The sequence below is a fragment of the Hoyosella rhizosphaerae genome, assembly GCF_014643175.1.
Classification (GTDB): Bacteria; Actinomycetota; Actinomycetes; order Mycobacteriales; family Mycobacteriaceae; genus Lolliginicoccus; species Lolliginicoccus rhizosphaerae.
Window position 1 is genome coordinate 1,362,913 of sequence record NZ_BMJH01000001.1, and the last position, 22,160, is coordinate 1,385,072.

19 protein-coding genes are annotated in these 22,160 nt (G+C 58.5%); 5 read left to right on the forward strand and 14 right to left on the reverse strand.

Annotated elements, in window-relative coordinates; genetic code table 11:
• The first annotated feature begins 25 nt into the window (after window positions 1–25).
• Complete coding sequence (locus IEW73_RS06390) at window positions 26–1,393, forward strand: FAD-dependent oxidoreductase (protein ID WP_188671708.1); 1,368 nt, start codon at window positions 26–28, stop codon at window positions 1,391–1,393.
• 63 nt (window positions 1,394–1,456) lie between these two features.
• Here the strand turns inward: IEW73_RS06390 and IEW73_RS06395 are convergent, their stop codons facing one another.
• Together IEW73_RS06395 and IEW73_RS06400 are read right to left on the reverse strand one after the other, a co-directional pair.
• A complete protein-coding gene (locus tag IEW73_RS06395) occupies window positions 1,457–3,034 on the reverse strand; it encodes an FAD-dependent oxidoreductase (protein ID WP_188671709.1) in 1,578 nt (525 codons plus the stop codon).
• 1 nt (window position 3,035) lies between these two features.
• Complete coding sequence (locus tag IEW73_RS06400; protein WP_188671712.1) at window positions 3,036–4,088, reverse strand: AurF N-oxygenase family protein; 1,053 nt, start codon at window positions 4,086–4,088, stop codon at window positions 3,036–3,038.
• A gap of 289 nt (window positions 4,089–4,377) precedes the next feature.
• On the opposite strand from IEW73_RS06400, the gene IEW73_RS06405 reads away from it, so the two are divergent.
• Entirely contained in the window at window positions 4,378–5,286 is a 909-nt protein-coding gene (locus IEW73_RS06405; RefSeq protein ID WP_188671714.1) for a hypothetical protein, read from the forward strand.
• A gap of 4 nt (window positions 5,287–5,290) precedes the next feature.
• Here IEW73_RS06405 and IEW73_RS06410 read toward each other — a convergent pair whose 3' ends face one another.
• On the reverse strand, window positions 5,291–6,202 hold the full coding sequence (locus IEW73_RS06410; protein WP_188671716.1) for a ribonuclease Z: 912 nt from the start codon (window positions 6,200–6,202) through the stop codon (window positions 5,291–5,293).
• Between the two features lie 11 nt (window positions 6,203–6,213).
• On the reverse strand, window positions 6,214–7,503 hold the full coding sequence (locus tag IEW73_RS06415) for an adenylosuccinate synthase (RefSeq protein WP_188671718.1): 1,290 nt from the start codon (window positions 7,501–7,503) through the stop codon (window positions 6,214–6,216).
• 28 nt (window positions 7,504–7,531) lie between these two features.
• Between IEW73_RS06415 and IEW73_RS06420 the strand changes: the two genes are divergently transcribed.
• The gene (locus IEW73_RS06420; RefSeq protein WP_188671720.1) at window positions 7,532–8,290 is read left to right on the forward strand and encodes a hypothetical protein; all 759 of its coding nucleotides are present in this window, start codon (window positions 7,532–7,534) and stop codon (window positions 8,288–8,290) included.
• A 4-nt stretch (window positions 8,291–8,294) separates the two neighbouring features.
• Here IEW73_RS06420 and IEW73_RS06425 read toward each other — a convergent pair whose 3' ends face one another.
• From IEW73_RS06425 to IEW73_RS06440, 4 genes are all read right to left on the reverse strand, one after another.
• Window positions 8,295–9,212 (reverse strand): cation diffusion facilitator family transporter, encoded by a 918-nt coding sequence (locus IEW73_RS06425; protein ID WP_188671722.1) that lies wholly within the window; start codon window positions 9,210–9,212, stop codon window positions 8,295–8,297.
• Window positions 9,213–9,289: 77 nt separating this feature from the next.
• Window positions 9,290–10,441 (reverse strand): FUSC family protein, encoded by a 1,152-nt coding sequence (locus IEW73_RS06430; protein WP_188671724.1) that lies wholly within the window; start codon window positions 10,439–10,441, stop codon window positions 9,290–9,292.
• Between the two features lie 16 nt (window positions 10,442–10,457).
• Entirely contained in the window at window positions 10,458–10,874 is a 417-nt protein-coding gene (locus IEW73_RS06435; RefSeq protein WP_188671726.1) for a DUF3151 domain-containing protein, read from the reverse strand.
• A gap of 75 nt (window positions 10,875–10,949) precedes the next feature.
• A complete protein-coding gene (locus tag IEW73_RS06440; RefSeq protein ID WP_188671728.1) occupies window positions 10,950–12,941 on the reverse strand; it encodes a CocE/NonD family hydrolase in 1,992 nt (663 codons plus the stop codon).
• A 121-nt stretch (window positions 12,942–13,062) separates the two neighbouring features.
• Here IEW73_RS06440 and IEW73_RS06445 point away from each other — a divergent pair, with 121 nt between their 5' ends.
• Window positions 13,063–13,680, forward strand: a complete 618-nt coding sequence (locus tag IEW73_RS06445) for a TetR/AcrR family transcriptional regulator (protein WP_188671730.1) — start codon at window positions 13,063–13,065, stop codon at window positions 13,678–13,680.
• 109 nt (window positions 13,681–13,789) lie between these two features.
• On the opposite strand, the gene fbaA is transcribed toward IEW73_RS06445, so the two are convergent.
• The 3 genes from fbaA to IEW73_RS06460 form a co-directional block, all read right to left on the reverse strand.
• Window positions 13,790–14,824, reverse strand: coding sequence for a class II fructose-bisphosphate aldolase (gene fbaA / locus IEW73_RS06450; protein WP_188671732.1), 1,035 nt, complete (start codon window positions 14,822–14,824; stop codon window positions 13,790–13,792).
• A 106-nt stretch (window positions 14,825–14,930) separates the two neighbouring features.
• Window positions 14,931–16,028, reverse strand: coding sequence for a glycoside hydrolase family 76 protein (locus IEW73_RS06455; protein WP_188671734.1), 1,098 nt, complete (start codon window positions 16,026–16,028; stop codon window positions 14,931–14,933).
• Between the two features lie 42 nt (window positions 16,029–16,070).
• Entirely contained in the window at window positions 16,071–16,739 is a 669-nt protein-coding gene (locus tag IEW73_RS06460) for a TrmH family RNA methyltransferase (protein WP_188671736.1), read from the reverse strand.
• 202 nt (window positions 16,740–16,941) lie between these two features.
• Between IEW73_RS06460 and IEW73_RS06465 the strand changes: the two genes are divergently transcribed.
• Window positions 16,942–17,421 carry an alpha-isopropylmalate synthase regulatory domain-containing protein gene (locus IEW73_RS06465; RefSeq protein ID WP_188671738.1) on the forward strand — a complete coding sequence of 160 codons (480 nt, stop codon included), beginning with the start codon at window positions 16,942–16,944 and terminating at the stop codon, window positions 17,419–17,421.
• Here IEW73_RS06465 and IEW73_RS06470 read toward each other — a convergent pair.
• The 3 genes from IEW73_RS06470 to IEW73_RS06480 all read right to left on the reverse strand — a co-directional run bounded on the left by IEW73_RS06470 (window position 17,418) and on the right by IEW73_RS06480 (window position 22,125).
• A complete protein-coding gene (locus IEW73_RS06470; RefSeq protein ID WP_188671740.1) occupies window positions 17,418–18,269 on the reverse strand; it encodes a hypothetical protein in 852 nt (283 codons plus the stop codon). The genes IEW73_RS06465 and IEW73_RS06470 overlap by 4 nt on opposite strands.
• 66 nt (window positions 18,270–18,335) lie before the next feature.
• The gene (locus IEW73_RS06475) at window positions 18,336–19,766 is read right to left on the reverse strand and encodes a 1-acylglycerol-3-phosphate O-acyltransferase (RefSeq protein ID WP_188671742.1); all 1,431 of its coding nucleotides are present in this window, start codon (window positions 19,764–19,766) and stop codon (window positions 18,336–18,338) included.
• On the reverse strand, window positions 19,753–22,125 hold the full coding sequence (locus IEW73_RS06480; protein WP_188671744.1) for a glycerol-3-phosphate 1-O-acyltransferase: 2,373 nt from the start codon (window positions 22,123–22,125) through the stop codon (window positions 19,753–19,755). Before IEW73_RS06480 ends, IEW73_RS06475 begins: the two co-directional genes overlap by 14 nt.
• Window positions 22,126–22,160: the final 35 nt, after the last annotated feature.

Consider the following 22,160-nt stretch of genomic DNA (forward strand, 5'->3'; position numbering starts at 1 on the left):
CCATGGAAGTGAGGAACCACATCTGATGAGTACTCGTCCCCTACGGGTCGCCATTGTCGGCGCCGGTCCCGCCGGAATCTATGCTGCCGATTCTTTGATGAAGTCCGAAACGGCCCAAGATCCAGGGGTCAGCATCGACCTTTTCGAACGCATGCCAGCTCCATTTGGGTTGATCCGCTACGGAGTCGCACCCGACCACCCGCGCATCAAGGGCATCGTGACCGCGCTTCACAAGGTTCTCGATAAGCCTCAAGTTCGGTTGTTTGGCCATGTCGACTTCGGCACAGACATCACGATGGACGACATGCGGCGCATGTACGACGCTGTCATCTTCTCCACCGGCGCTGTCGCTGACCGTGCCATGCGCATCCCCGGCATTGACCTCGACGGCAGCTTCGGTGCTGCGGAATTTGTCGGCTGGTACGACGGCCATCCTGATTTTCCGCGCACCTGGCCGCTCGACGCAGAAAAGGTAGCTGTCCTGGGGTTGGGCAATGTGTCTCTGGACGTGGCCCGGGTATTGGCGAAAACTGCCGACGAACTTCTTGTTACTGAGATCCCAGATAACGTCTATGAGGGTTTGAAGTCCAACAAGGCCAAGGAAATCCATGTTTTTGGTCGCCGTGGTCCTGCCCAGGCGAAGTTCAGCCCATTGGAGTTGAAGGAACTCGACCACTCGAAGAGCATCGAGGTCGTCGTCGACGAAGCCGATTTGCAATACGACGAGGCTTCGATCACCGAGCGTGCATCCTCAAAAATTCTCGATACCGTCGTGAAAATCATCGAGGGTTACGCAGTACGCGAGGACACGGGCCGACCACACAAGCTCTTCATTCACTTCTTTGAGAATCCTGTTGAGATCCTCGGCGAGGACGGAAAAGTCATCGGGTTGCGCACCGAGCGCACCGAACTCGACGGCAAAGGCGGAGTTCGCGGTACCGGCAAGTTCACCGAATGGCCAATCGGCGCAGTGTACCGCGCAGTGGGTTACCGTTCCGATGAACTGTCCGGTGTGCCTTTCGACCCACGCACCGCTGTTGTGCCTAACGAACTAGGTCGCGTACTAGCCGACGGCGCTCCGGTGCCTGGTGTGTATGCAACGGGCTGGATCAAACGTGGACCTGTCGGGCTCATCGGCCATACCAAGCGTGACTCTGCCGAGACTGTGTCGTGTGTGCTTGAAGATCATGCAGCGGGAGCACTCCCGCCGACGATTGACCCACGCGACGAGGCGATTGTTGAGTTCCTCGAAGCTAAGAACCACCCCTACACCACGTGGGAGGGCTGGTACCGACTCGATTCGCACGAACGCAAACTTGGTGAACCGCACGGTCGCGAACGCGTCAAACTTGTCGAGCGCGAAGATATGATCGCGGCTTCACGCGACGATTAAAGCAAAAGTCCGCTGTGTCGATCAGGTTGATCGACACAGCGGACTTCCGTGTTCTATCAGGCTTTAACCGAGGCGAACGCGTTGGCGCCAGCTGCGGGGTGCTGGTTCGACAACAGGTGCACCCGCCGGCGTTGGGAGCTTTCCGACGTTAAAGTCCTCAATGAGATTGTCGACGGTTTCCTTGGCACACGATTTGTTTGTACCGATGAATCCGGAAGGCCCCCGTTTAATCCACCCCGCCACGTAGACGGCGGGGAGTATGTCGCCGTCGTGGCCGGTAACGCGCCCGCCGCTGTTGGGGATCACTCCCAGGCTGTCGTCAAATGGCAGGTCGGTTTGTGTGCGCCCTCGGTAGCCGACGGAGCGGATTACGAGTCCAGCCTCGATCGTTTCTTTCTGCCCCGTGCCCACGGCGCGAACCCGGCTCCCTTCGGCAACGAGTGCATTTCGTTCGACGACGATACCGTTGACGCTGTTAGTGCCAAGAATCTCCGTCGGCGACACCAGGTAGCGGAACACTATGCGGCGCTGTGATCTCTCCGGTGGTGCGGTCGTGGCGATTTCGGTCGTGGCGATTTCGTTGGCTAGGTCGAGCTTCCTTTCCACTGATGGCCTCAGCGTTCCGTTGGCACGATCGTTCGCTGTCGCCTCGTCGATGTGGAGTTCCCCCGGATCCACAACAAGGTGCGCTGAGTGTTTTCTCGCGAGCCCCAGAATCTCGGGCAGCGTGTACGCAGCTTGCGCCACTCCACGCCGTCCGAGGATGACGACTTCCTCCACCTTGCTGGTTCGCAGGGCGGCGAGCGCGTGTGGGGCGATACTCGTACTGGCGAGTTCGTCCGGTGGGGTCGTGAGTATTCGCGCCATGTCGAGCGCGACGTTTCCGTTGCCGACGATCACCACGCGTTTGTGATCGAGGTTGTATTTCTTGTCGACAAAGTCCGGGTGTCCGTTATACCAGGCCACAAACTCCGTGGCAGCCACACTTCCGTCAAGGTCTTCGCCAACAATGTCGAGTCGACGGTCTGCGGAGGCGCCTACCGCGTACACAACGGCGTTGTGCTTTCTAAGGATGTCTGCATGGCTGATGTCGACCCCCACATCCACACCGCGGCTTAGTCGGAAGTGTGGGTGTGCGGCGATGTGGTCAAAAAGGTCTGCGACCTTCCTAGTGGATTGGTGGTCGGGAGCGACCCCGTATCGAGCAAGTCCGTAGGGCGAGGAGAGTCGTTCAAACACGTTAACGTGTATGTCCCGCTGCTTAAGGAGCTCATCCGCTACGTACATTGCTGCTGGCCCCGATCCCACAACGGCGACGCTGAGCGGCTCCGGAGCAGGCCTTTTTGTTGGCGATATAGGTATGAGCGCCAGGGGTGTCCGAGGATTCGCGTCACGATAGAAATCAGCGTTGATTTGCTCGTACTCGCGCTGGGCTGGCAGCAACTTGGTGTGGGGAACGATGGCGTCTACCGGGCAGGCGGACACGCACGCCCCGCAGTCAACACAAGACGCCGGATCGATGTGCAGCATTTCTGCTGTCAAGAAATCCGGTTCATCCGGCGTGGGGTGAATACAGTTCACGGGGCATGCATATACGCACGACGCGTCGCTGCAGCAAGCCTGGGTGACAATGTGAGGCATGCTAGGCCGCCCTGGTGAGTGCCGCGACCTTTGTTTGATCGGCAGTAGGTTCGCTGCGGTAACGGCTTTCACGCCCATCGATTCCGCATAGCTTCCACACAGCTTTAGAAACGGGGTTCATCAGCCCTGCACTACGGGCCAGCGCGCGCACGTCGCCGAAAATGTCGCGAAGGACCTCCTTCGATTCAGGCGCCTTCCAATACAGTTCTTTTATCACCGACTTTGGGATGTCGAACTCTTCGCTGAACTCTTTCGGCGGAATGACAATTGCGTCGCATAGCCACCGCATCGCGATGGGCATCAATACTGACAGTGAGCCACGCTTGACGACGTTGGAGGTGGGCACTTTGCGGATCAGGTATTCGTGGGCAAAGGAGATATGGCGGGCTTCTTCGGCGACGTGAATCTGCATGATCCGTTCGACCATCGGCGGCATCTCAGCTCCTGCGCGCAGGATGCTCTTTTGCAAGTGGTCGATGGGCTCTTCGCCAGAGAGAACGAACGTGAAAAACAATTCGGGGAAGACACGCACTGCGATGCCGAGAAGCGGTACTGCCTTGCGTAGCAGCCCAGTCATCCCCGGAACATCTACACCGATCCGGTTGACGCCCTCCTGGAACATGAGGGTGTGGTTGCATTCTTCGGCCGCTTCATGGGTGACGTAGCGGAATTCGGGGTCGCCATTCTTAAGCATGAAGGCGTAGTGCATGATCCCGCGAATGAGGGCATTCTCGAAGTGGAGGCCCACCTTCATGATGTTGGCTTGCCGCCACATGCCTATAGCAATTTGTTTTTCGACGGGTTGCGACTGGTACCACGGGTGCCGCCCAAGCGGGTCAGCTACTGGGAGGATCCACCGTCGGTCCGTTGGATCGACGACGAATTCAGGAGAGTCCCAGGCAATGTCTGTATACGGATCAAAGTTCTTGCGAACCGAACCTTCAGAAAGCGTACTGAGCAACTCGTGGTATTTCTGCGTCTCAGCAGCAGCCGCATCATTGCCTGCAGTGTTCTGGCGATCGGCTTTCACAGCATCGTCGATGGAAAGCGTCATTGCTACCCCTCAAATAAGTTGGTCATCGTGTCTCACTTGAGCACTACACTGACGGTAGGTTCCCCACCTGACTATGTCAATGGTCATTGGCACGATAGATATTGAGAAGAAACATTCAGGACCCTGAACAGCGACAATGCCAGCTCCGTGCGATGGGGATCACCTTCAAAATCACGCCACGCTCCGAGTGTGTAGCTTCGAAGGCATGCATCAAGCACGCAGACGCAGAGCGCTAATACTCGCCGAGCCCGGGCTTGCCACAAGGGCTACACACAAGGCGGTTCAGCATTTGGACAGCGAAATCACGCAGTGGGACGTCACCGTGCGCACCCGGTCCTTCCCTCTCAACGACAATGGCGAAATTCTGCTGTCCGACGCTGCATCAAGCGACAAAGAAGACGCGGACTTCGACATCGTCGTCGGCGTTACAGAACTGCCTCGACTCACCTCGGACGGTCCCGCAGCCCTCGACATGACGCCTGATGCCGACATTGCCCTGATATCACTGCCAGGACTCGGCCCCCTAGGGCTCCGATCAAAACTTGCACAGGAAATTCGCACGATCCTGCAAGCTGAGCCGCCACTCCAACAGACCACTCAGATGGTGCGGTTCCCCGCAATGCTGAGACTTCTACTCGGCATGGTGCGGGTCAATCGGCCATGGCGCCTCGTGCCGAGCCTATCGAGTGCAATGGCAGCCGCTGGCGCTACTGCAGCGTTTGGTGTCTTCTACTCAAGCATCTGGGAGATGGCGACAGCGCTTTCGCCGCTCCGCTTGTCACTGATCACCGCCATGTCCATCACTGCGATGACGCTATGGCTCATCATTTACAACCGGCTATGGGACTCCCCCCGGCACCACGGTAGCCGGGTCAATGCCCTCGTCTACAACGTCGCCACTGTTCTCACGTTGGTCGCTGGCGTTGGGCTGATGTACCTAGGCTTGTACTTGGCTACTTTTGCCGCTGCGCTGACTGTGATCTCCTGGGATTTCCTCGGTGCCACCCTTGGGGAACCTGCTGCCCTAGCTCACTATGCCACCCTGGCTTGGCTAGCAACCTCTATGGGCACAGTCGCGGGCGCCCTCGGTTCCAGCGCGGAAGACACCATAGCTATCCAACGTGCCGCATTCGGCAACCGTGAACAAGAACGCAGACAGGCGCAGGAAAGCCGCGAGAACGATCACGCCAGAAGATGAGCCATCACCGCAGCGATATCCGCAATAGGTCGTGCGCAACAACGATTGGGCCCGAAAATACTGTCGCCGCCTCCCGCGCAAAAAGCGCACCATCATCGATGGTGTAGCGCTCTGAAAAATGCGTGAGCAGCAACTTCTTGGCGCCAGCCTGTGCCGCGATGCGCCCTGCTTGCATCGCCGTCAAATGGCGGTAGCGCTGCGCGTATTCCCGCTCCGATTCCAGATACGTTGATTCGATGACGAGCAGGTCAACTCCGCAGGCAAGTTCGACAGCGTTGTCACACACGCCGGTGTCCATGACAAACGCCACCGACATGCCTTGCACGGTGTCACTGAAGTCGTCCAACAAGAATGTGCGGCCATCGTCGGTGACATAACTACCAGTGCTTTTTAACTGCCCGACAGCGGGTCCACGCACACCAGCAGCAGCGAGTTCGTCACCGCGGACCCGTACGTGCGAAGGGTCTTCGATTCGGTACCCATACACCGGGACACTATGGCGCAACGGTAGGGCCGTAATCGATGGCATGCCAAACGGTTCCGGTGTAGAACCGGCCACCGGGTGCGGGCGAATCACGTCAGTGGGCTGAAACTCAGACGCCCACCGCAGCCGGTCAAAATATGCACGCCCCGCGTTGGGAAACGCCACAGTCACATCGTGCGGAACCCCGTCACGGGCAATGCGTTGGATCACGCCAGGCAAGCCAAGACAGTGGTCACCGTGGAAATGAGTTATGCACACAGTGGTGATGTCGTGGGCAGCAATTCCTGCGTGTGACATTTGGCGTTGAGTGCCCTCACCAGGGTCACACAAAACACCTTTGTCGCCCCAACGCAAAAAATAACCGTTGTGGTTGCGTTGCCGCGTGGGTACAGCACTCGCTGTACCCAGCACGATCAACTCGCGGGGCGACACAGTGTGGCGGCTTAACTCAAGATGTCGCGTCGAACTATTGTCTGATCACGACCTGGACCAACCCCGATGCACGATACGAAAGCACCCGATAGCTCTTCGATGCGCAGCACGTAGTTGCGTGCGTTCTCGGGCAGTTCTTCGAACGTGCGGGCCGCTGAGATGTCTTCCCACCAGCCTGGCATTTCTTCGAAGACAGGTTTCGCGTGATGAATATCGGTTTGTGTCATGGGCATCTCGTCGACACGCTTTCCGTCGATCTCGTACCCAACACAAATCGGTACCGTCTCCAGCCCGGAGAGCACATCAAGTTTGGTGAGGAAGTAGTCGGTGATGCCATTGACGCGAGTCGCGTAACGCGCAATAACGGCGTCGAACCAGCCGCAACGTCGAGCACGCCCCGTAGTCACACCAACTTCACCGCCGTGCTTTGCCAGATAGGCGCCATGCTCATCGAACAGTTCCGTGGGGAACGGGCCTGACCCCACACGAGTCGTGTAGGCCTTCAGGATGCCTAGCACAGTCGTAATACGAGTCGGTCCAACACCGGAGCCAACTGAAGCTCCACCTGCGGTGGGGTTTGACGACGTCACAAAGGGATAAGTGCCGTGATCCACATCGAGCATCGTGCCCTGGGAACCCTCGAGAAGCACGACCTCGTTTCGGTCGAGCGCATTGCCGAGCATGAGCCCAGTGTCTGCAATGCGGTGCTTGAAGCCCTCAGCTTGCTCAAGGACCCCTTCGACGATCTGGTCGGGGTCGAGCGCCCGACGGTTGTAAATCTTCGTCAGGATTTGGTTTTTCACCTCAAGGGCTGCTTCGACCTTGCGACGCAAAATACTCTCGTCGAGGACGTCTTGGGCTCGGACTCCGACGCGGGCGATCTTGTCCTGATAGCACGGACCGATACCCCGACCGGTTGTCCCGATCTTTCGGTTGCCGAGAAAACGCTCGGTGACCTTGTCGATCGCGACGTGGTAAGGCATCAACAAGTGCGCGTCTGACGAAATCAACAGACGAGAAGTGTCGACATTGCGATCCTCAAGCCCTGCGAGTTCCTCTAGTAGGACCGCAGGATCGACGACCACGCCGTTACCAATTACGTTTGTGACCTCGGGCGTCAGAATTCCTGACGGAATGAGGTGCAACGCAAAATGGTCACCATTAGGCAGTACCACGGTGTGGCCTGCGTTGTTACCCCCTTGGTAACGGACGACCCATTGGACTCGTCCGCCAAGAAGATCCGTTGCTTTGCCCTTACCTTCGTCGCCCCATTGGGCACCGATCAGGACGATTGCCGGCATTCCTCACTCCTGTGTCATGGTTCTGGCTATGGTCGAGGCCACGCTGCTGCCCAGCGAAGCATTAAGGTCGGAACTCGCACACAACCAGATGACCACCTTATCCCAGGAGAGCGCTTTGACCATCGTTGTCCTCACAACTAGGGATTTTTTGACGCCTTCGTTGCTTCAATCGCAACGAGTTGTAGCCCTTTCAGGGACGGCGGCACGTGCCGAAATCGACGCGGCGACAGCTGATGCTGGTCGTGTCATCGTTGTCGGCGACGATGCTCTACTTGCTGCCGTTCTCACGCGTTTGATGCGTAAAGACCGATTGGCTGTTGATGTGGGCTATGTTCCGGCGGGTCGGTCACGGGCACGAAGGCTTTACGGTCTCCCTAAGGGCACGGCCGCGTGCAAGCTGGCACTGTCTGGTACCGCGCTACCCTTTCCCTTGATTCGCGACGAGACGGGGACGGTTGTAGTTGGCTCCGCGACGATGGTCGGCGAGGGTGAGGACCCGATGTTCGGCGAGGCCTACGTGGACAATTCGCTCCTCTTTCGTGGGCCAATTCGCGGCGTCGAGGTCCGTCCAACAAAAACACTGCCGGGGTTGCGCGCCTCCGTCATTGCGCGCGGGGTTCGCCCGCGCCGGTGGCTGGCCGGTCGCGCAATCCAAACCGGAGCGCGAGCAATATCTCTGACTCGCGACGACGTGGCGCATCCGAGGATCGTCACTCGCTCAACTTTCTACCGGCACACCGAGAATTGGCGCCTGGTATGCCTCAAGGAGGCACCTCCCACATCGTGACCTTTTACCAGGTGACGGTGTCTTCGCAGTGTTTTCTTTCCTCTGGGGAGTCAATCTGTACCGTGGCGTGCTCGAGCCCAGCTGCGGAGAGCACGTTTTTCGCTTGCCGCAACACTTCCTGGTTGTCGGCTTTCGTCGTGAGATGCACTGTCACGACGTCCATTCCGGTGGTGAGAGTCCAAACGTGGAGGTCGTGGACTTCGTCCACACCATCGATTGCCAGGAGGTCACGCTCGAGCTGGGGCACGTCTACGTCATCTGGCGATGCTTGTGTAAGGATTCTTAAGGCCTGCGCGGCCAGGCGAAGCGCACGTGGCACGATCCAAATCGAAATCGCGACACCAACGACGACGTCTGCGTACACCCATCCGAACGCGAGTGTAAGGACACCCGCGACCAGAACGCCAACGCTGCTGACAGCGTCTGCCAGCACCTCCATGTAGGCGCCCTTCATGGCGATGCTGTGCCTGGAGCCGCGTCGTAAGAGTGCAAGTACCACGATGTTGGCGAGTAACCCAGCCGTGGCAACGAGGATGAGTGGCAGTCCCGGCACTTCGGGTGCATCGCCAATTCGGCCGATGGCCTCGATGAAGATGTATGCGGCGATTCCGATGAGAAGGACGGCATTGGCGATGGCGGTCAGGACTTCGGCCCGGTGCCATCCGAAGGTGCGCCCGGGGTGTTTGCTGCCGCGTTGGGCTAGCAGGAGGGCTGAGACTCCCATGAGGAGGGCGATGACATCGGTGGCCATATGCCCTGCGTCGGCAATCAGGGCCAGCGAGTTGATCATGATGCCGACGGTGAGTTCGAGAACGAGGAAGACCGTCAAGATGGCGAGGCCGATGAGCATGGCCCGGATTCGCGCTTGAGTTGGTTTTTCGCCTGGCTCTAGTCCGTGGCCGTGCCCGTGTCCTGCACCCATGTCGCCTCCTTGGTGTTCAGCTGCACCAAGTATGCACACATTCGCATATGTTTTTCAATGGAGTCGCCGAGACTAGGTCACACATCACCCTGCTCATCCGGGGGCACCGCCGGGTGCGGAACTGTGGGCGGCAACGTCGCCAACGCAGACACACGCTTCAACCCCGCCACCTGAAACAGGTCCACCAATGTTGAGCGCACTTGCGCCAACACCACACCAGATGACAAACCACCGCCGCGGACAACCTCAAAACGAGCCATCCGCGCCACAGTCCGCAACCGCCGCGCCGCCTCGACCTCATCAGGCTGCTCTCCCGGATCAGCCAAGGTCATCTTACGCACCACATCAGTCGCATCAGCGAGCGAACGCACCAACTTCACCAGATCCGGCTCAATCGGCTCTCCGTCAAGAACAAGCGTCAACGCCCGCCGCGTGAGCACCCTAATGTTTCTAATCGCAGCATCTATGGGGTCTGCAGTCGCCGCGAGACGCTGCAGGCGCGTCCTCGACCCCCAGTACATTGGCGCCAACCGGCTTATGTCGCGCCCACCTTTGAGGTCCCCTCGCAGCTGGTCAATGCCCGGCTGGGTCGCGCGCGCCTTCTTCAAAGCCTGCTCGATGACGGCCGCATCTTCGGTTTCCAACCCACGCGCGACCTGACGCAACACGTCGACCGCAGAGCCAAGCAGTGCGGCCGCATCCCTGCGTGCACGGCGGACCGGGTGCGTCGGCAGTAATGCCACAACGAGCACCCCTACGGCCCCACCAATGAGTGCGTCCATCATGCGAGTAAAACCAGCGCCCCCACCTGGAGGGAGCAGCGTCGCAACCAAAACACCCGATGTTGCCGCCTGCATCGTGATCACTGGACCACCATCGACGACAACAGCGATCACCATCGCCAATCCCACAACGAGCCCGATCTGCCACGGACCGGTCCCGATGAACTGGATGAGGAGGGACCCCACACCAATACCGACCACTACCCCAGCAAGGAGCTCAAACACCCGCCGTACCCGCGTCGCAAGTGTGAGGCCGAGCGATACCACTGCAGCGATCGGTGCGAAGAAAGGTTGCGGGTTACCCACCACGTCCTTGGCTATCCACCACGCTACCCCCGCAGCGATAGCGCACTGCAAGATAGGGATCGCGGACATCACCAACCGCCGGGCAGGGTCTCGAACGGGTTGCGGGAGGAGCGCCGACACAGCGTGTGCTGCGCGGCGCATCCCTACGTCAATCCCCCTAGCCGAGATCAAGCGCTTCGGCTGCCCGTGGATCGCAGTCTTCTAGCAGGTCCAAGCAGCGCGCGTACTCTTCGCCCTCACCGATGCCGCGGGCTGCCTTTGCCAGCGCAGCCACTGCACGTAGGAACCCCTGGTTCCCCTCGTGACTCCAGGGCACTGGCCCAAAGCCTTTCCAGCCGTTGCGACGCAGTTGATCAAGCCCGCGATGGTAGCCCGTGCGGGCAAATGCGTAAGCCGTGACGAACTGGTCCTGATCAAGCGCACGCTCAGCTAGCGCAGCCCACGCGATCGACGCGGAGGGATGAGAAGCAGCTACGTGTTCGGGATCTCTGTTGTTGAGTAGTTCCGATTCTGCTTCCTCGTCGCCGGGAAGCAAGGTGGGTTGGGGTCCGAGTAGATCACCAAAAGACGTCATGAACACATGCTACGGACCTTTTCTCGCTTCTTTGCCATAGATCCGGCCCGGTAACCGTTTTTGCGCCACGACTCATCACTTGGCTGTGAACATCAACCAACTCGGTTGCCCCGGATCCAGTTCCACGTGCTGTGGTTGCAGACCCGTCGCCGCCAGGCTTGGAATCAACGGCAAGTACCGCACCGGGTTTCCTGCTGCGACGGTCACCCGCAGGCGATGACCTGGCTTAAGCACAAAGTCGGTGTGCCGCAGATCGATATCCAGAACGGTGCGCTCGCCCGGGACGACGGAAAGTACGGAGTCACGCGTCAGTGGGTGCACTGCGTCGAGGTAATCGCCCGTTGCTGTAGTCGTGCTGCGGCTGGCGTCAATGGCGCGTCGGGACGAGAGAAGACCACCGCTATTCACGGTTGTCGACAACCCATCCGGGCTGACGTCTTGGACGGTGACGTGCCACATTCCTTCTGGCAAGTCTGTTGTGGTGACAAGCCTGAGGTTCATCGGGCCGGACACTTCGAGCCGATGTGCGTACGGTTCGCTGGTGAACGTCAGCGCCTCAGTTTCGGCGAATCGATTGTCGCGTGTGCACTGCGCACCAAGTATTGCGACAATCCCCGCCGTCCCCACTGCCGCATCGCGGGAGCACACATTCTGAACTCCAGGCCCGACGCTCAGGCGAGCAGGACCGCTGGGTTCGGGACGCAACGATCCGTCGTGCAAGGCGTGCGACGCTGTTCCACTGGCTGTGGAGTGCAGGTGTAGCTTGCGCGGTTCTGAACCCGCTCGCGGAATCGCTGACGTGACCGTCCAGTCGCCACCCATTTGATCCGAAACGATTGGCCCGTAACTCTCGATGCCGTTGGGTACCCCTCGAACCCATCGGTCGAACCATGTGCGTTCCAATACGTCGAGTGTCGGCGGCTGGCCTGCTCCACCCGTTCGGTATCCCGGGTTGATGTGGAAGTTCTGCCCCATCAACAGCTTTTTCTGACTTGCTGGCAGCTGGAGTCTGTCGTAGATGCGGACTTGCCCTCGGGCGAAAATGTCGTGGTATGCCCCAACAACAAATGTTGGTACCGCGATGTTTTCGATGTTGGGATTGATCCCAGCGTAGAACGGGCCGTCATGGGCCGCGATACCGTCGGCGAAGAGCGCGGCTTCGAGTAGCTCTTCACCCATCACAAGCGGGTCTGCGAGCCGGTCTGCGAGCCATGCTGGGTCGAAGTTACCTGCGAGCAGCGCTTCAAGCGACGGTAGGAACTTCAAACCGTTAACGAGGCCGATCCACAGTGGCATGAACCCAACTCCGCCCGCGCCGCCCGTCATGACGATGTCGTGGGCGAGGTCTTCAGCTGGTTCGACGGCAAACACCGCTTTGAGTGACGGCGGCCTATGACTTGCTGCTTGGAGGCTGTTGATGGCGGAATAGGAGATTCCGGCCATAGCAGTAGCGCCGTTTGACCAGGGCTGTTCGCTTGCCCACTGCAGGATTTCCACGCTGTCTTTCTGCTCACGCGCCTGCAGAACGTCCCACGTCCCGTGTGAGTATCCAGTGCCGCGAACATCGACGATCACTTGCACGTACCCGCTCCGCACCAAGTCTCGGTTGACGCCCAGAACGCGAGCTCCCCCACCCGGTATTGCTTGTGCGAGCTCGTGGATGCCATCGAATGGTTCGCCCCACACATTGGCGTCGGCAATGACCGAGTCGAGGAGAGGGCGTAGTTGCGGATGTTCCGTGATTGCATCGACGAGCGTGTTAACGAGCCGGGTGTATGGCGTGAGGTTGAGCACCACGGGCAATGGCTCGGCGATGGGATTGCCGTGCGCGTCCGTTGGCCGGTACACGGTGGCGCGAAGGAGTGTTCCATCACTCATCGTGATGTCAACGTCTTCGGTGGCGGCAATGTTGGAATAGGCGCGGGCATCTCCTTGCCACTGTGCTGCGCTCGCGCCACCGTCGGGCGGGAGACTCGGAGTGGCGGCTGCGGGAACCAGTGGGAAAAGGAGGGTGCCGGTGAGCAGCAGAGCCGCCGTTGAAGTTCTGATTCGGCGCGTTCGTGGCACGCGTCTCCCCTTTTTTGTCGCGCGAATCAACGGACAACTCGCGGTGAGTCCAACATCACATCAAAAGATAGCAGGCACTCTCTTTCTTGCATAGTGTTCGGGGCAAGTAAGATCAATTGCCGTGACACCCCAACTTGGCCCGCCACGTAGAACGCAAGCCGAGCGGCGACACGCAACCATCAGCGCGCTGCTCCAGGCAACGATCGATGCCATTGCAGAAGTTGGGTACTCACGCACCACCGTTCAAGAAATCGTCACCCGCGCCGGACTGTCACAAGGCGCCCTATTTCGACACTTCCCAACAAGGCTCGACGTCATCGTGGGCGCCGCAGAGGAAGTCGGCACGCGACAAGTCACCACGTTTCTCGACGCGCTCACGAAAGCTAGCAGCGACGGAAATATTGGCGTAGCGACGATACTGCGAATCGAGCGAGAAATTGCCCGCGCACCCTACAGCGCGGTCTGGGATGAACTGCTCGTCTCCGCCCGCACCGACGCCGAACTTCGCGAACGGATAACCCCGACATTCGCCAAATACGCCGAGGCTCTCACCCAAGCAGCCGACGCGATTCCAGCGCTAGCTCACCTACAGAGCGGACAACGCCGCGCCCTACTCGTCATCACGGTGGCGTTGTTCGGCGGCGAAGCCCGATTCCGTCACATCCACGCCGACGACGAACTCGACAACGACACAATGGAACTTCTCATCGACTTCGCGAAATACTTGAAAATCGACTGAATCCGACGATGCCCGCATCGGGAATGCGCGGCGACTAGAGACTCAACAGCTCTAGTCGCTCCACAGCATCACCGACACGGGCTCGTTTTTTTGGGGCAGGAAAACTAGATCACGCGCTAATTGATTTGCCCACCGAATGTAGGTCCGTGCACGACTCGACGATGCGCTTCGCCATGTTGGCCTCAGCCAATTTCAGATAGCTACGCGGGTCGTACATCTTCTTGTTCCCCACCTCGCCATCAATCTTGAGCACACCCTCGTAGTTCCTGAAGATGTGATCGGCGACAGGGCGGGTGAAGGCGTACTGGGTGTCCGTATCGACGTTCATTTTGACCACGCCGTAGTTCAACGAGTCTTCAATCTCAGATTTAAGTGAACCCGAACCACCGTGGAACACAAGGTCAAATGGCTTAGCGTCTGCGCCAAGGCCCAACTTGCGCGCTGCTACAGACTGGCCTTCCTTGAGCACCTCCGGACGCAACTTCACGTTTCCGGGCTTGTACACACCGTGTACGTTGCCGAATGTTGCGGCGAGCATGTACCGGCCATTTTCGCCAGAACCCAATGCATCGATCGTCATCTCAAAGTCTTCAGCACTCGTGTAGAGCTTGTCGTTGATCGCGTTCTCCACGCCATCCTCTTCACCACCGACAACGCCGATCTCTACCTCAAGAATGATCTTCGCGGATTTTGAGAGAGCGAGGAGTTCCTGAGCGATCCGCAAGTTCTCATCCATAGGGATCGCAGAGCCGTCCCACATATGCGACTGAAACAGTGGATTCTTGCCCGCGTTCACGCGCTCCTGCGAAATAGCCAGCAGCGGGCGAACAAACCCCTCAAGCTTGTCCTTCGGGCAGTGATCCGTATGCAAAGCAATCGTCACGTCGTACTGAGCAGCGATAACGTGGGCAAACTCCGCCAACGCCACCGAACCAACGACCATGTCTTTTACAGCCTGACCGGAGGCGAACTCAGCGCCACCAGTAGAAAACTGAATAATCCCATCGCTTCCGGCTTCCGCGAATCCACGAATCGCGGCGTTCACCGTCTCGGATGACGTGCAGTTGATAGCAGGAAACGCGTAAGCGCCTTCTTTAGCGCGGTTCAGCATCTCGGCGTAGGCCTCAGGCGTGGCGATTGGCATCGGGGGTGCCCTCCAAATCGTCTCTTTTACGGTCAGTAACCATTATCGATAAGTATTAGTATGGCAACCTACACCTGTCGAATGACGGCTGGGCGAGTCGCAACCACTACTCGCAGGATGCTGCGGCTTCCATCAGCATCCACCCTGACAGTTGAACGGACAAGTCCCGCTCCGGCACTGCCGACGCCCTCACCGCACCATCGAGTTTTTTCGACGGCGCGCTCCTCGCATCCGGGTACGTTGCAGGCGCCGCCCAATTCGCACTAAACAGCGGCCCCCCAGGAGCATCTAGATGGTTCCGCCACACAGTCTCGGCTGACCGCAACACAATGCCGCGGGCTATCCTCCTGGTCTGCTGATTCGATTCGCTCGTCGTGGGCAGCTTCGTTGCGACGAGAGCAAGATAACGAGCGAGAATGCCCTGAAACAGTCCCCCGTCTCCCCCGCCACCCGTTTTGATGATCCCGCGAGGGGCAAGGTGCTGCGCCACCGCTCCCACAAGTTCCTGTACGCGCCGGGCGTGGCGAACATCGCCAGTGCGGATTGCGAGCTCCGTTTCCGCTCCTAATACAACACCCTGGCAGTACGTGTAGATATTGCGCACAAACTTGCCGTCGCCGCGCACACCGTCGTAAATCAGTCCACGCTCAGGATCGCGGAGTCTTCCATTTATCCAGTCAGCTGTCTCTTCCGCCCGGTTGAGCTTCCCCACCCGCGCGAGCAGGATCGCCGCCGGACCGTTCGAAGGGGTATTAAAAAAATCGTCCTTCTTACGCCACGGAATGCCCCCACCGGACTCGTGGTCCCAAGCATTAAAAATCTCGTCCACCAAAGCTTCGATCGCCTTGGTTCGGCGAGGCACACCATCAAGGTTCCCTGCGCGTTCCAAAGCAAGCGCCAACCACGCCATGTCGTCGTAGTAGTTATTCGTCCATTTGCCCATGTTGCGAATGCGATGCGTCCGAATCATGGCACTTATTCGACGACGACGTTCTGGATTCGGTGCACGCACGGCGGCGTCAACCATGCAGTCGAGAAGGTGCGCCTGCCACCAGTAGTGCCAACGGGCGAACGCCCGGTCACGTGCTGTTGGAGGCCACGAGATTACTCCCAGCGCTGTACCTGGAAGCAGCCACAGCGGTTGGAGGTGGCGCGTCAGAATGGCATTTTCAGCTTCGTCAGCGCGGAGCGCCCAAGTGCCCATGGACCTATCGTGCCCGTTGCGGGACAACTTCGCGATAGGAACTCACCAGGATTGCGTAAGGTCTGCGTGTTGCCTGATCCAGGTATGCATGGCGATCCCGGCCGCAACCCCAGCGTTGATGCTGCGAGTGGACCCAAATTGGGCAATCGAAACCGTCATCTTGGCCGCGGACCGTGCGTCGTCACTGACTCCGGGGCCCTCCTGGCCAAATAGCAGCATGCAGTTCTGCGGCAGGGTTGCTGTCTCGATCGGAATTGAACCGGGGGTGTTGTCGACCGCCACCACAGTCAACCCGTGGTCCGCTGCGTATTCAATCGCGTCGGCAACGGTGGGGTGATGGTAAATATGCTGGTAGCGATCGGTCACCATCGCGCCACGCCGGTTCCATCGTCGCCGCCCCACGATGTGGACGGCGGCTGCAGCGAAAGCGTTGGCGGTGCGAACAACGGTTCCGATGTTGGAATCGTGCGCGAAGTTTTCGATGGCGATGTGCAGCGAATGACGGCGCGCATCAATGTCGGCCACAATCGCTTCGCGGCTCCAATATCGGTATGCGTCGACCACATTGCGCGTGTCGCCATTGGCGAGAAGTTCCTGGTCGTACCAGCTATCAGTAGGCAACGGAAGGCCACGTTCTTGTTCCCACGGGCCGACGCCCACTGATGTCCCCCACTCCGTGGGACCTGCCGGTTCGATCTCGATGTCCGTCACCGGGCAACCGTGTCAAGTTTTCCTGCCGTTGGCAATCCAGACGGGAAACATTGGTTGTCGGGCCCAAACAACGCGAGTAGATTTGAGTGCATGAGGCGGATGCTCGTAGTAGGCAGCCGCAGCGAGGTGTAGACCAGGACAGACCCCTCGCTGCGGGGTTTCGTCGCGTCAGTCCACACCTGCTAAAGACGGAAGCACCAACATGAGCACGGACTTCATTAATTCCGAAAGCACGCACGCACTCCCCACCTCGCGTGACCCTTTTGAACACCGCTATGGGGCGGCGTTGCCCGCCGGTTTACGAGACGAAGCCGCACGCTTGTCGTGGGATATGTTCGATCAGATTTACTCCCCGCGGGCAGGCAAGTTTCGCCTCGAGAACTGGCAGATTCACAATCTTGGTTCCGCAAAAATTGCCTTCGAGGCGACAATCCGAACTAGCGGCTCATCAAACACCTACACTGCGATGTCCTCAGGACCCATTGGCGCGTTGACTGGGATGCTGTACAAACTGGGCTGCAATCTCGAAATTCGAGAACTGCACCAGCGCCCAGTCGATGACCGCACTGCCACGTTTGTGCTCGGCGAGTGCGACGAACATCAAGCTTGGGGTGTTGCATTTTCAGCAGACCCGGTCGAGTCGTCACTACGGGCCGTCATCGCTGCCGCAAACCGACTCTAACTCTGCTGCGCCTCTAAGTTTTGCAGCGCCTCCATGTCTTGCTGTACCCGCACCGAAACGCGATTCTTGCGTAGGTCTGAAATGGTTGCAAGCAGCATTGCAAACAGTGCGCCAGCGGCGATGAGTTCGAGGCTTTCTTCGACAACATTGTCGATGAAAAGGTAAGCGATCTCGCCTGGTTCCATTCCCCACGGCTCCGGCAGGCGGGACCCGAAGATATTGATGTTCAGCCAGTTGCCGAAGTGCGCGTACCAACCTTCAATGTGCGAGGTTTGTGCGCCCAGCTGCGATCCGGCATAGATGCCATACATCGCGACGAGATACCACCGCGCGCTAGAGCACTGCCATACATGTCGCCCATATCGCACAAGCGCGTAAACCGGGAAGAACGCAAGAAACGCCATTACTGGGAGGGTTCCGACAACGTGGTAATGAAACCCAAGAATTTCGTATCCATACCACCGGCCGATGGCTTCAGCGAGGATGAGTCGGACGTCTCCCGCCTCCTCAATGAGGATAAACGCGAAGCCGATACTCAGAACTAGATAGAATCGGGCAATTCCGGCGTACTCGGTGAACCTATACATACCCGCGAGATAACCTGCGCCAACAACAAATAGTGCAATGAAAATCCATTGCGCGATCTCAACTAGACCTTCGTTGAACAGCGCCATCCATATCGGGATAGCGCCTTCGCGCGGTAGCCATCCCCAAATATCCACCGCAAATACCGCGAACCATGCCGCCACAACCATCGCAATTGCCAAAATCACAATGATCAACGGTGGAATTCGGAACACTCGGGGCCAGGTGGGCGATTCTTGATCTGGCGAGGGCACAGCAACCATGTCGCGAAATGTTACCGCAGCATTCAGGTTTCGTTCAGGTTGCCGCCATCAAAAGCTAACCCGCTGTTAATCACGTGGCCAGTTTTCCAGGTATCGCCGGTACATTCGTTGGACTTCGGCAATATTCTTTTCAAAGTCATCCTTTTTCCAACGCGCAACATCAATTGGCTTTTCAACAACGACGTCAACTGTTCCACGACGCAGTACGCGGCCGTGCTTCCACATCAATTCGCCAGCGTTACGGATTATGACTGGCACAATCGGCACACCCGCCTGCTGCGCAATATGGAAAGCACCCTTCTTAAACGGTCCTACGCCGGGAGTTAACGACCTCGTCCCTTCCGGCGCAATGACAATCGACAGCCCAGATTTAAGAGTGTCCGCTACTGGACGGAGTGCTTCGCGAGCGCTAGCGGAATCCGCTCGATCAATAAACACCGCATCCGCTATCCGCAGAATCGGTCCAAACAGTTTGCTTGATGCCATCTCTTTCTTCGTGATACCCGTAAACCCGCCGCGCAGCACTTTCGCTAAAACCAACGCATCAGCCTGGCTTTGGTGGTTAAAAATAAAAACAGCGGGTCGACGTGACCACACATTTTCCACGCCTCGGAGATTTACGTCGACACCTGCGATCCGCAGCGCTACGTCCGCGCTCATCCCGATCGCCGCGTCAACACCCAACCGATGGTCGCGTTTGACCGCGCCCTTTGTCAGACCCAACCCCACGGCACCAAAGAAGCCACCATATCCGGCAAAAGTGCGTCCCACCTGAACAGGACTGACAGCCCCACGAGAAGCGAAGGTCAACACCGGCCACTGCTTCTGCTCAGCGATCTTCGCCAATGTTCGGTCGGGATTGACCGCGCCAGCGAACCCTACGGCTGACAACAGTTCAACATCGTCGCTACCGTGGCAGTAACCAAAACTCAGCTTCAAGTCGATACCGTTCGTTTCGGCAAATTTCCGCACGGCATGCGCCTTGGCGCGCCTCCATAAAACGGGACCATCGACGAGTCCAGTAAGAACACCGTCCCGCTTCTCCAGCGACGTCGACAAGACGTGTCCACAGTCAAGCGCTCGCGCAGCTGCCTGTGCCACATAAGGCGGCCCAGCGGTGGCAATGACAACGGTGTGGCCTTTGTTGTGGTGTGCATTGATCAGGTGCCACACCTCTGGGTAGACCCGGCCAGCAGCAGCCCGCTCAAAAATTCGGTTTGCGACAGAAGCGATATCGTCATCGGTCCTGCCGCGCCAACTCGGGTACACAGTTCCCACCATGTCCTCAACAAACTGGGGGGCTTTGCTTGCCCGCAGCGTTTTCATAAGGTCAAGCGCTACGTCTCGGTCGCGGTCACTGTCGGAATCTTTCTTCACCCGCATTGGGCGCAGCGGAGAATACCCCTGCAGAATCGTTCCCGTGAACTCGAAGAACGCCCCCACCTCTGGACCGTCGGGCGCATCGTGAATCCGTCTTATTGCGTCACGAATATCCACCTGGGAGGACCTTTCTGTTGGACGGATCAAGCGCCTCGGCTAGCCGGATGCGCTTTACCACCGCTGCGAGTATGCGGGAAAAATCAGTTCGGCGACGCGTCAGGTCTTCAGCGTCCGTTGCCGACTCGGGAGTTAGCCCAAGGTTATCGGCGAGTTTGAGTGCGGTGTTGAACAATTCTGTCGAGATTGACTCGGGACCGTGAAGTTGGCCCTGCAACACCATTTGCTGACCAACTCGTACGCACTCATCAACGAGTTGCGCCTTGTCAATTGACTCCGTTGCATCCTTACTGGCGATGCGTTGCGCCACGACAAACTGCGCATCGAAGAACGACCGCAACACTCGGTGCGCCATGATGAAACCAGAATTTTCGAGGGCCTCAGTCAACTCGTCGATGCTAGGTTTGCGTTCCCGCCATAGCGGATCAATGAGCAACATTTCTTCCACCAGTTCGGCCTCGAACGTCTCCCGGTCGGGGAAGAAGAACTCAAACTTGAGCAAGTTGCGCAACTCGTTGGCATATTTCCACTCAGCCCGCAGCGGATCTGTAAATCCGATCTCTGCCGCATCGAGAATTGCGATTTCGACGATAGCCCTGTTGACGAACCAGTGAATACCACTATTGCGGTAAAACGCGGCAACAAGGTGCTGGCCCGGTTCAATCGAATACACCGGCTCAAGCCCCTCATCGTAGGTGGTCACGACCCCAGCCGTTGTGAGGTCAGCCAACACTGCACGGAGCCCAGAAAGTGAGCGCAACACCGAGATGTTGCCCGTAGGCACCCCTCTCTGTTCGATGTAATGCAAAACCGGATCGATCGCCGCCATTACCTCACCGACGGTGAGCGAACGGTCCCGCACGCCGAGCAATGACAGCGTGACCAGAGCATTCGCTGTTATAGGGGTGACTCGGTTGATGCTCACAGCGATTTCAAAAGCAAGCTTTTGCATGGCTTTGCGTTGTAAGGCTGGCACATCATCGTCTGGCGCAGGTGCGTGCATCGGATCACCCGCTGCACGCAAACGCTCACGCATCGACAACGGATCGCCGAATCGGATATACACATTGCCCGCAAGTAGTCGCTGAGCTTTGGCATACTTCGCCAACCAGGCGAGCCCCTCGGCCTGCTTTTTGCCACCGCGTTGTTCGTGCGCAATGGCATCGAGCTCGTGAAGCCGCTCGTATGCGATGGACACCGGGACAACCATAATTTCGGGCACGCGGCGCGACCGCAACGCAGACGCCACATAGTTCAGCAACCCATACCGCGGTGGGCGGAGCTTACCGGTGCGAGACCGCCCGCCTTCGAAGTACCACTCCAGGTTGAAGCGCTTCGCCAACAGGTAGGCGAAATACTCCTCAACGCTGGCTTTATACACCTCGTCGTCGCCGAAACTACGACGAATAAACACCGTCCCAGCGCGCTTCGCAAGTGGCCCAAGCGGCCAGAACTTGAGGTTCGCCCCGCCCATGATGTGGTTGCGGGGAAAATCATTGCGGGCGAGAAAATCATTCAGCACGAGTGCGTCTGCGTAAGACCTATGCGACGGGAGAAACACCAAGGGGTGCTTCCGGTTAAGCTGGCGAAGCGAGTCGAGTTGGGCGCTATCTGCGTGCACGGTCCACGCCGATGAATGCAAGGGCCGCATTGTTTGGGCAAACAAGTCAGTAGCGAGCTTGCTTTGCACAGCCACTAGTTCTTTCAGACAACTTCGAGCGCGCTGCAGCGCTTCTGGGTACGGAATGTCATTGGCACTTGAGATTTCTTTGAGCCGTGCCCTGAACGTGGCGGAGTCCATGATCTGTTCCACCACAAGTCGTGGGATCTTGTATCGATCACCAGTCACGACACGTTCGGCACGTTCTAGCGTCACGATCGCTGACCGGTGAATGTACCGCGCGAGCGAATCTGGGCTTGTGTCGCCGACTTCACGGCGATGGCGCCGCCTGAGGTCTTCGAGCAACGCTGGGGTGCCGAGCAGCACCTGGGCCCGCTCGGGCGATTCCTTAACGATCTTGCGTTGCGCGATAATGTTGGGGCTTCGAGGGTTGTTCAAAGTGAGAACGTCCGCCCATTTCACGTGCCGCCCGCCTTCGCGTTCGGGCGGTAGCCACGCGACGCGGACCGGTACCACAAGCGGGTTGTCTTGACGACCCGACAACGCACCGGCGATACGGGTGGCGTCAAGCAGCAACCGTGATGGTCGCTCCCCCGTTTCGCTGACGAAGTGGTCCGCGTTCCCCTCGTCGAGCCATTGAGTTATCAACTCACGCTCAATTTTGGAGCGGGCATCGGCAAGAAACACAACCGGTCCCATTGATGATTCGTTCTCGCCAGCACTATCCACAGTTTTCATTGTGCTTAATGCTCGCCGCGCTCGTGGGAGAACTA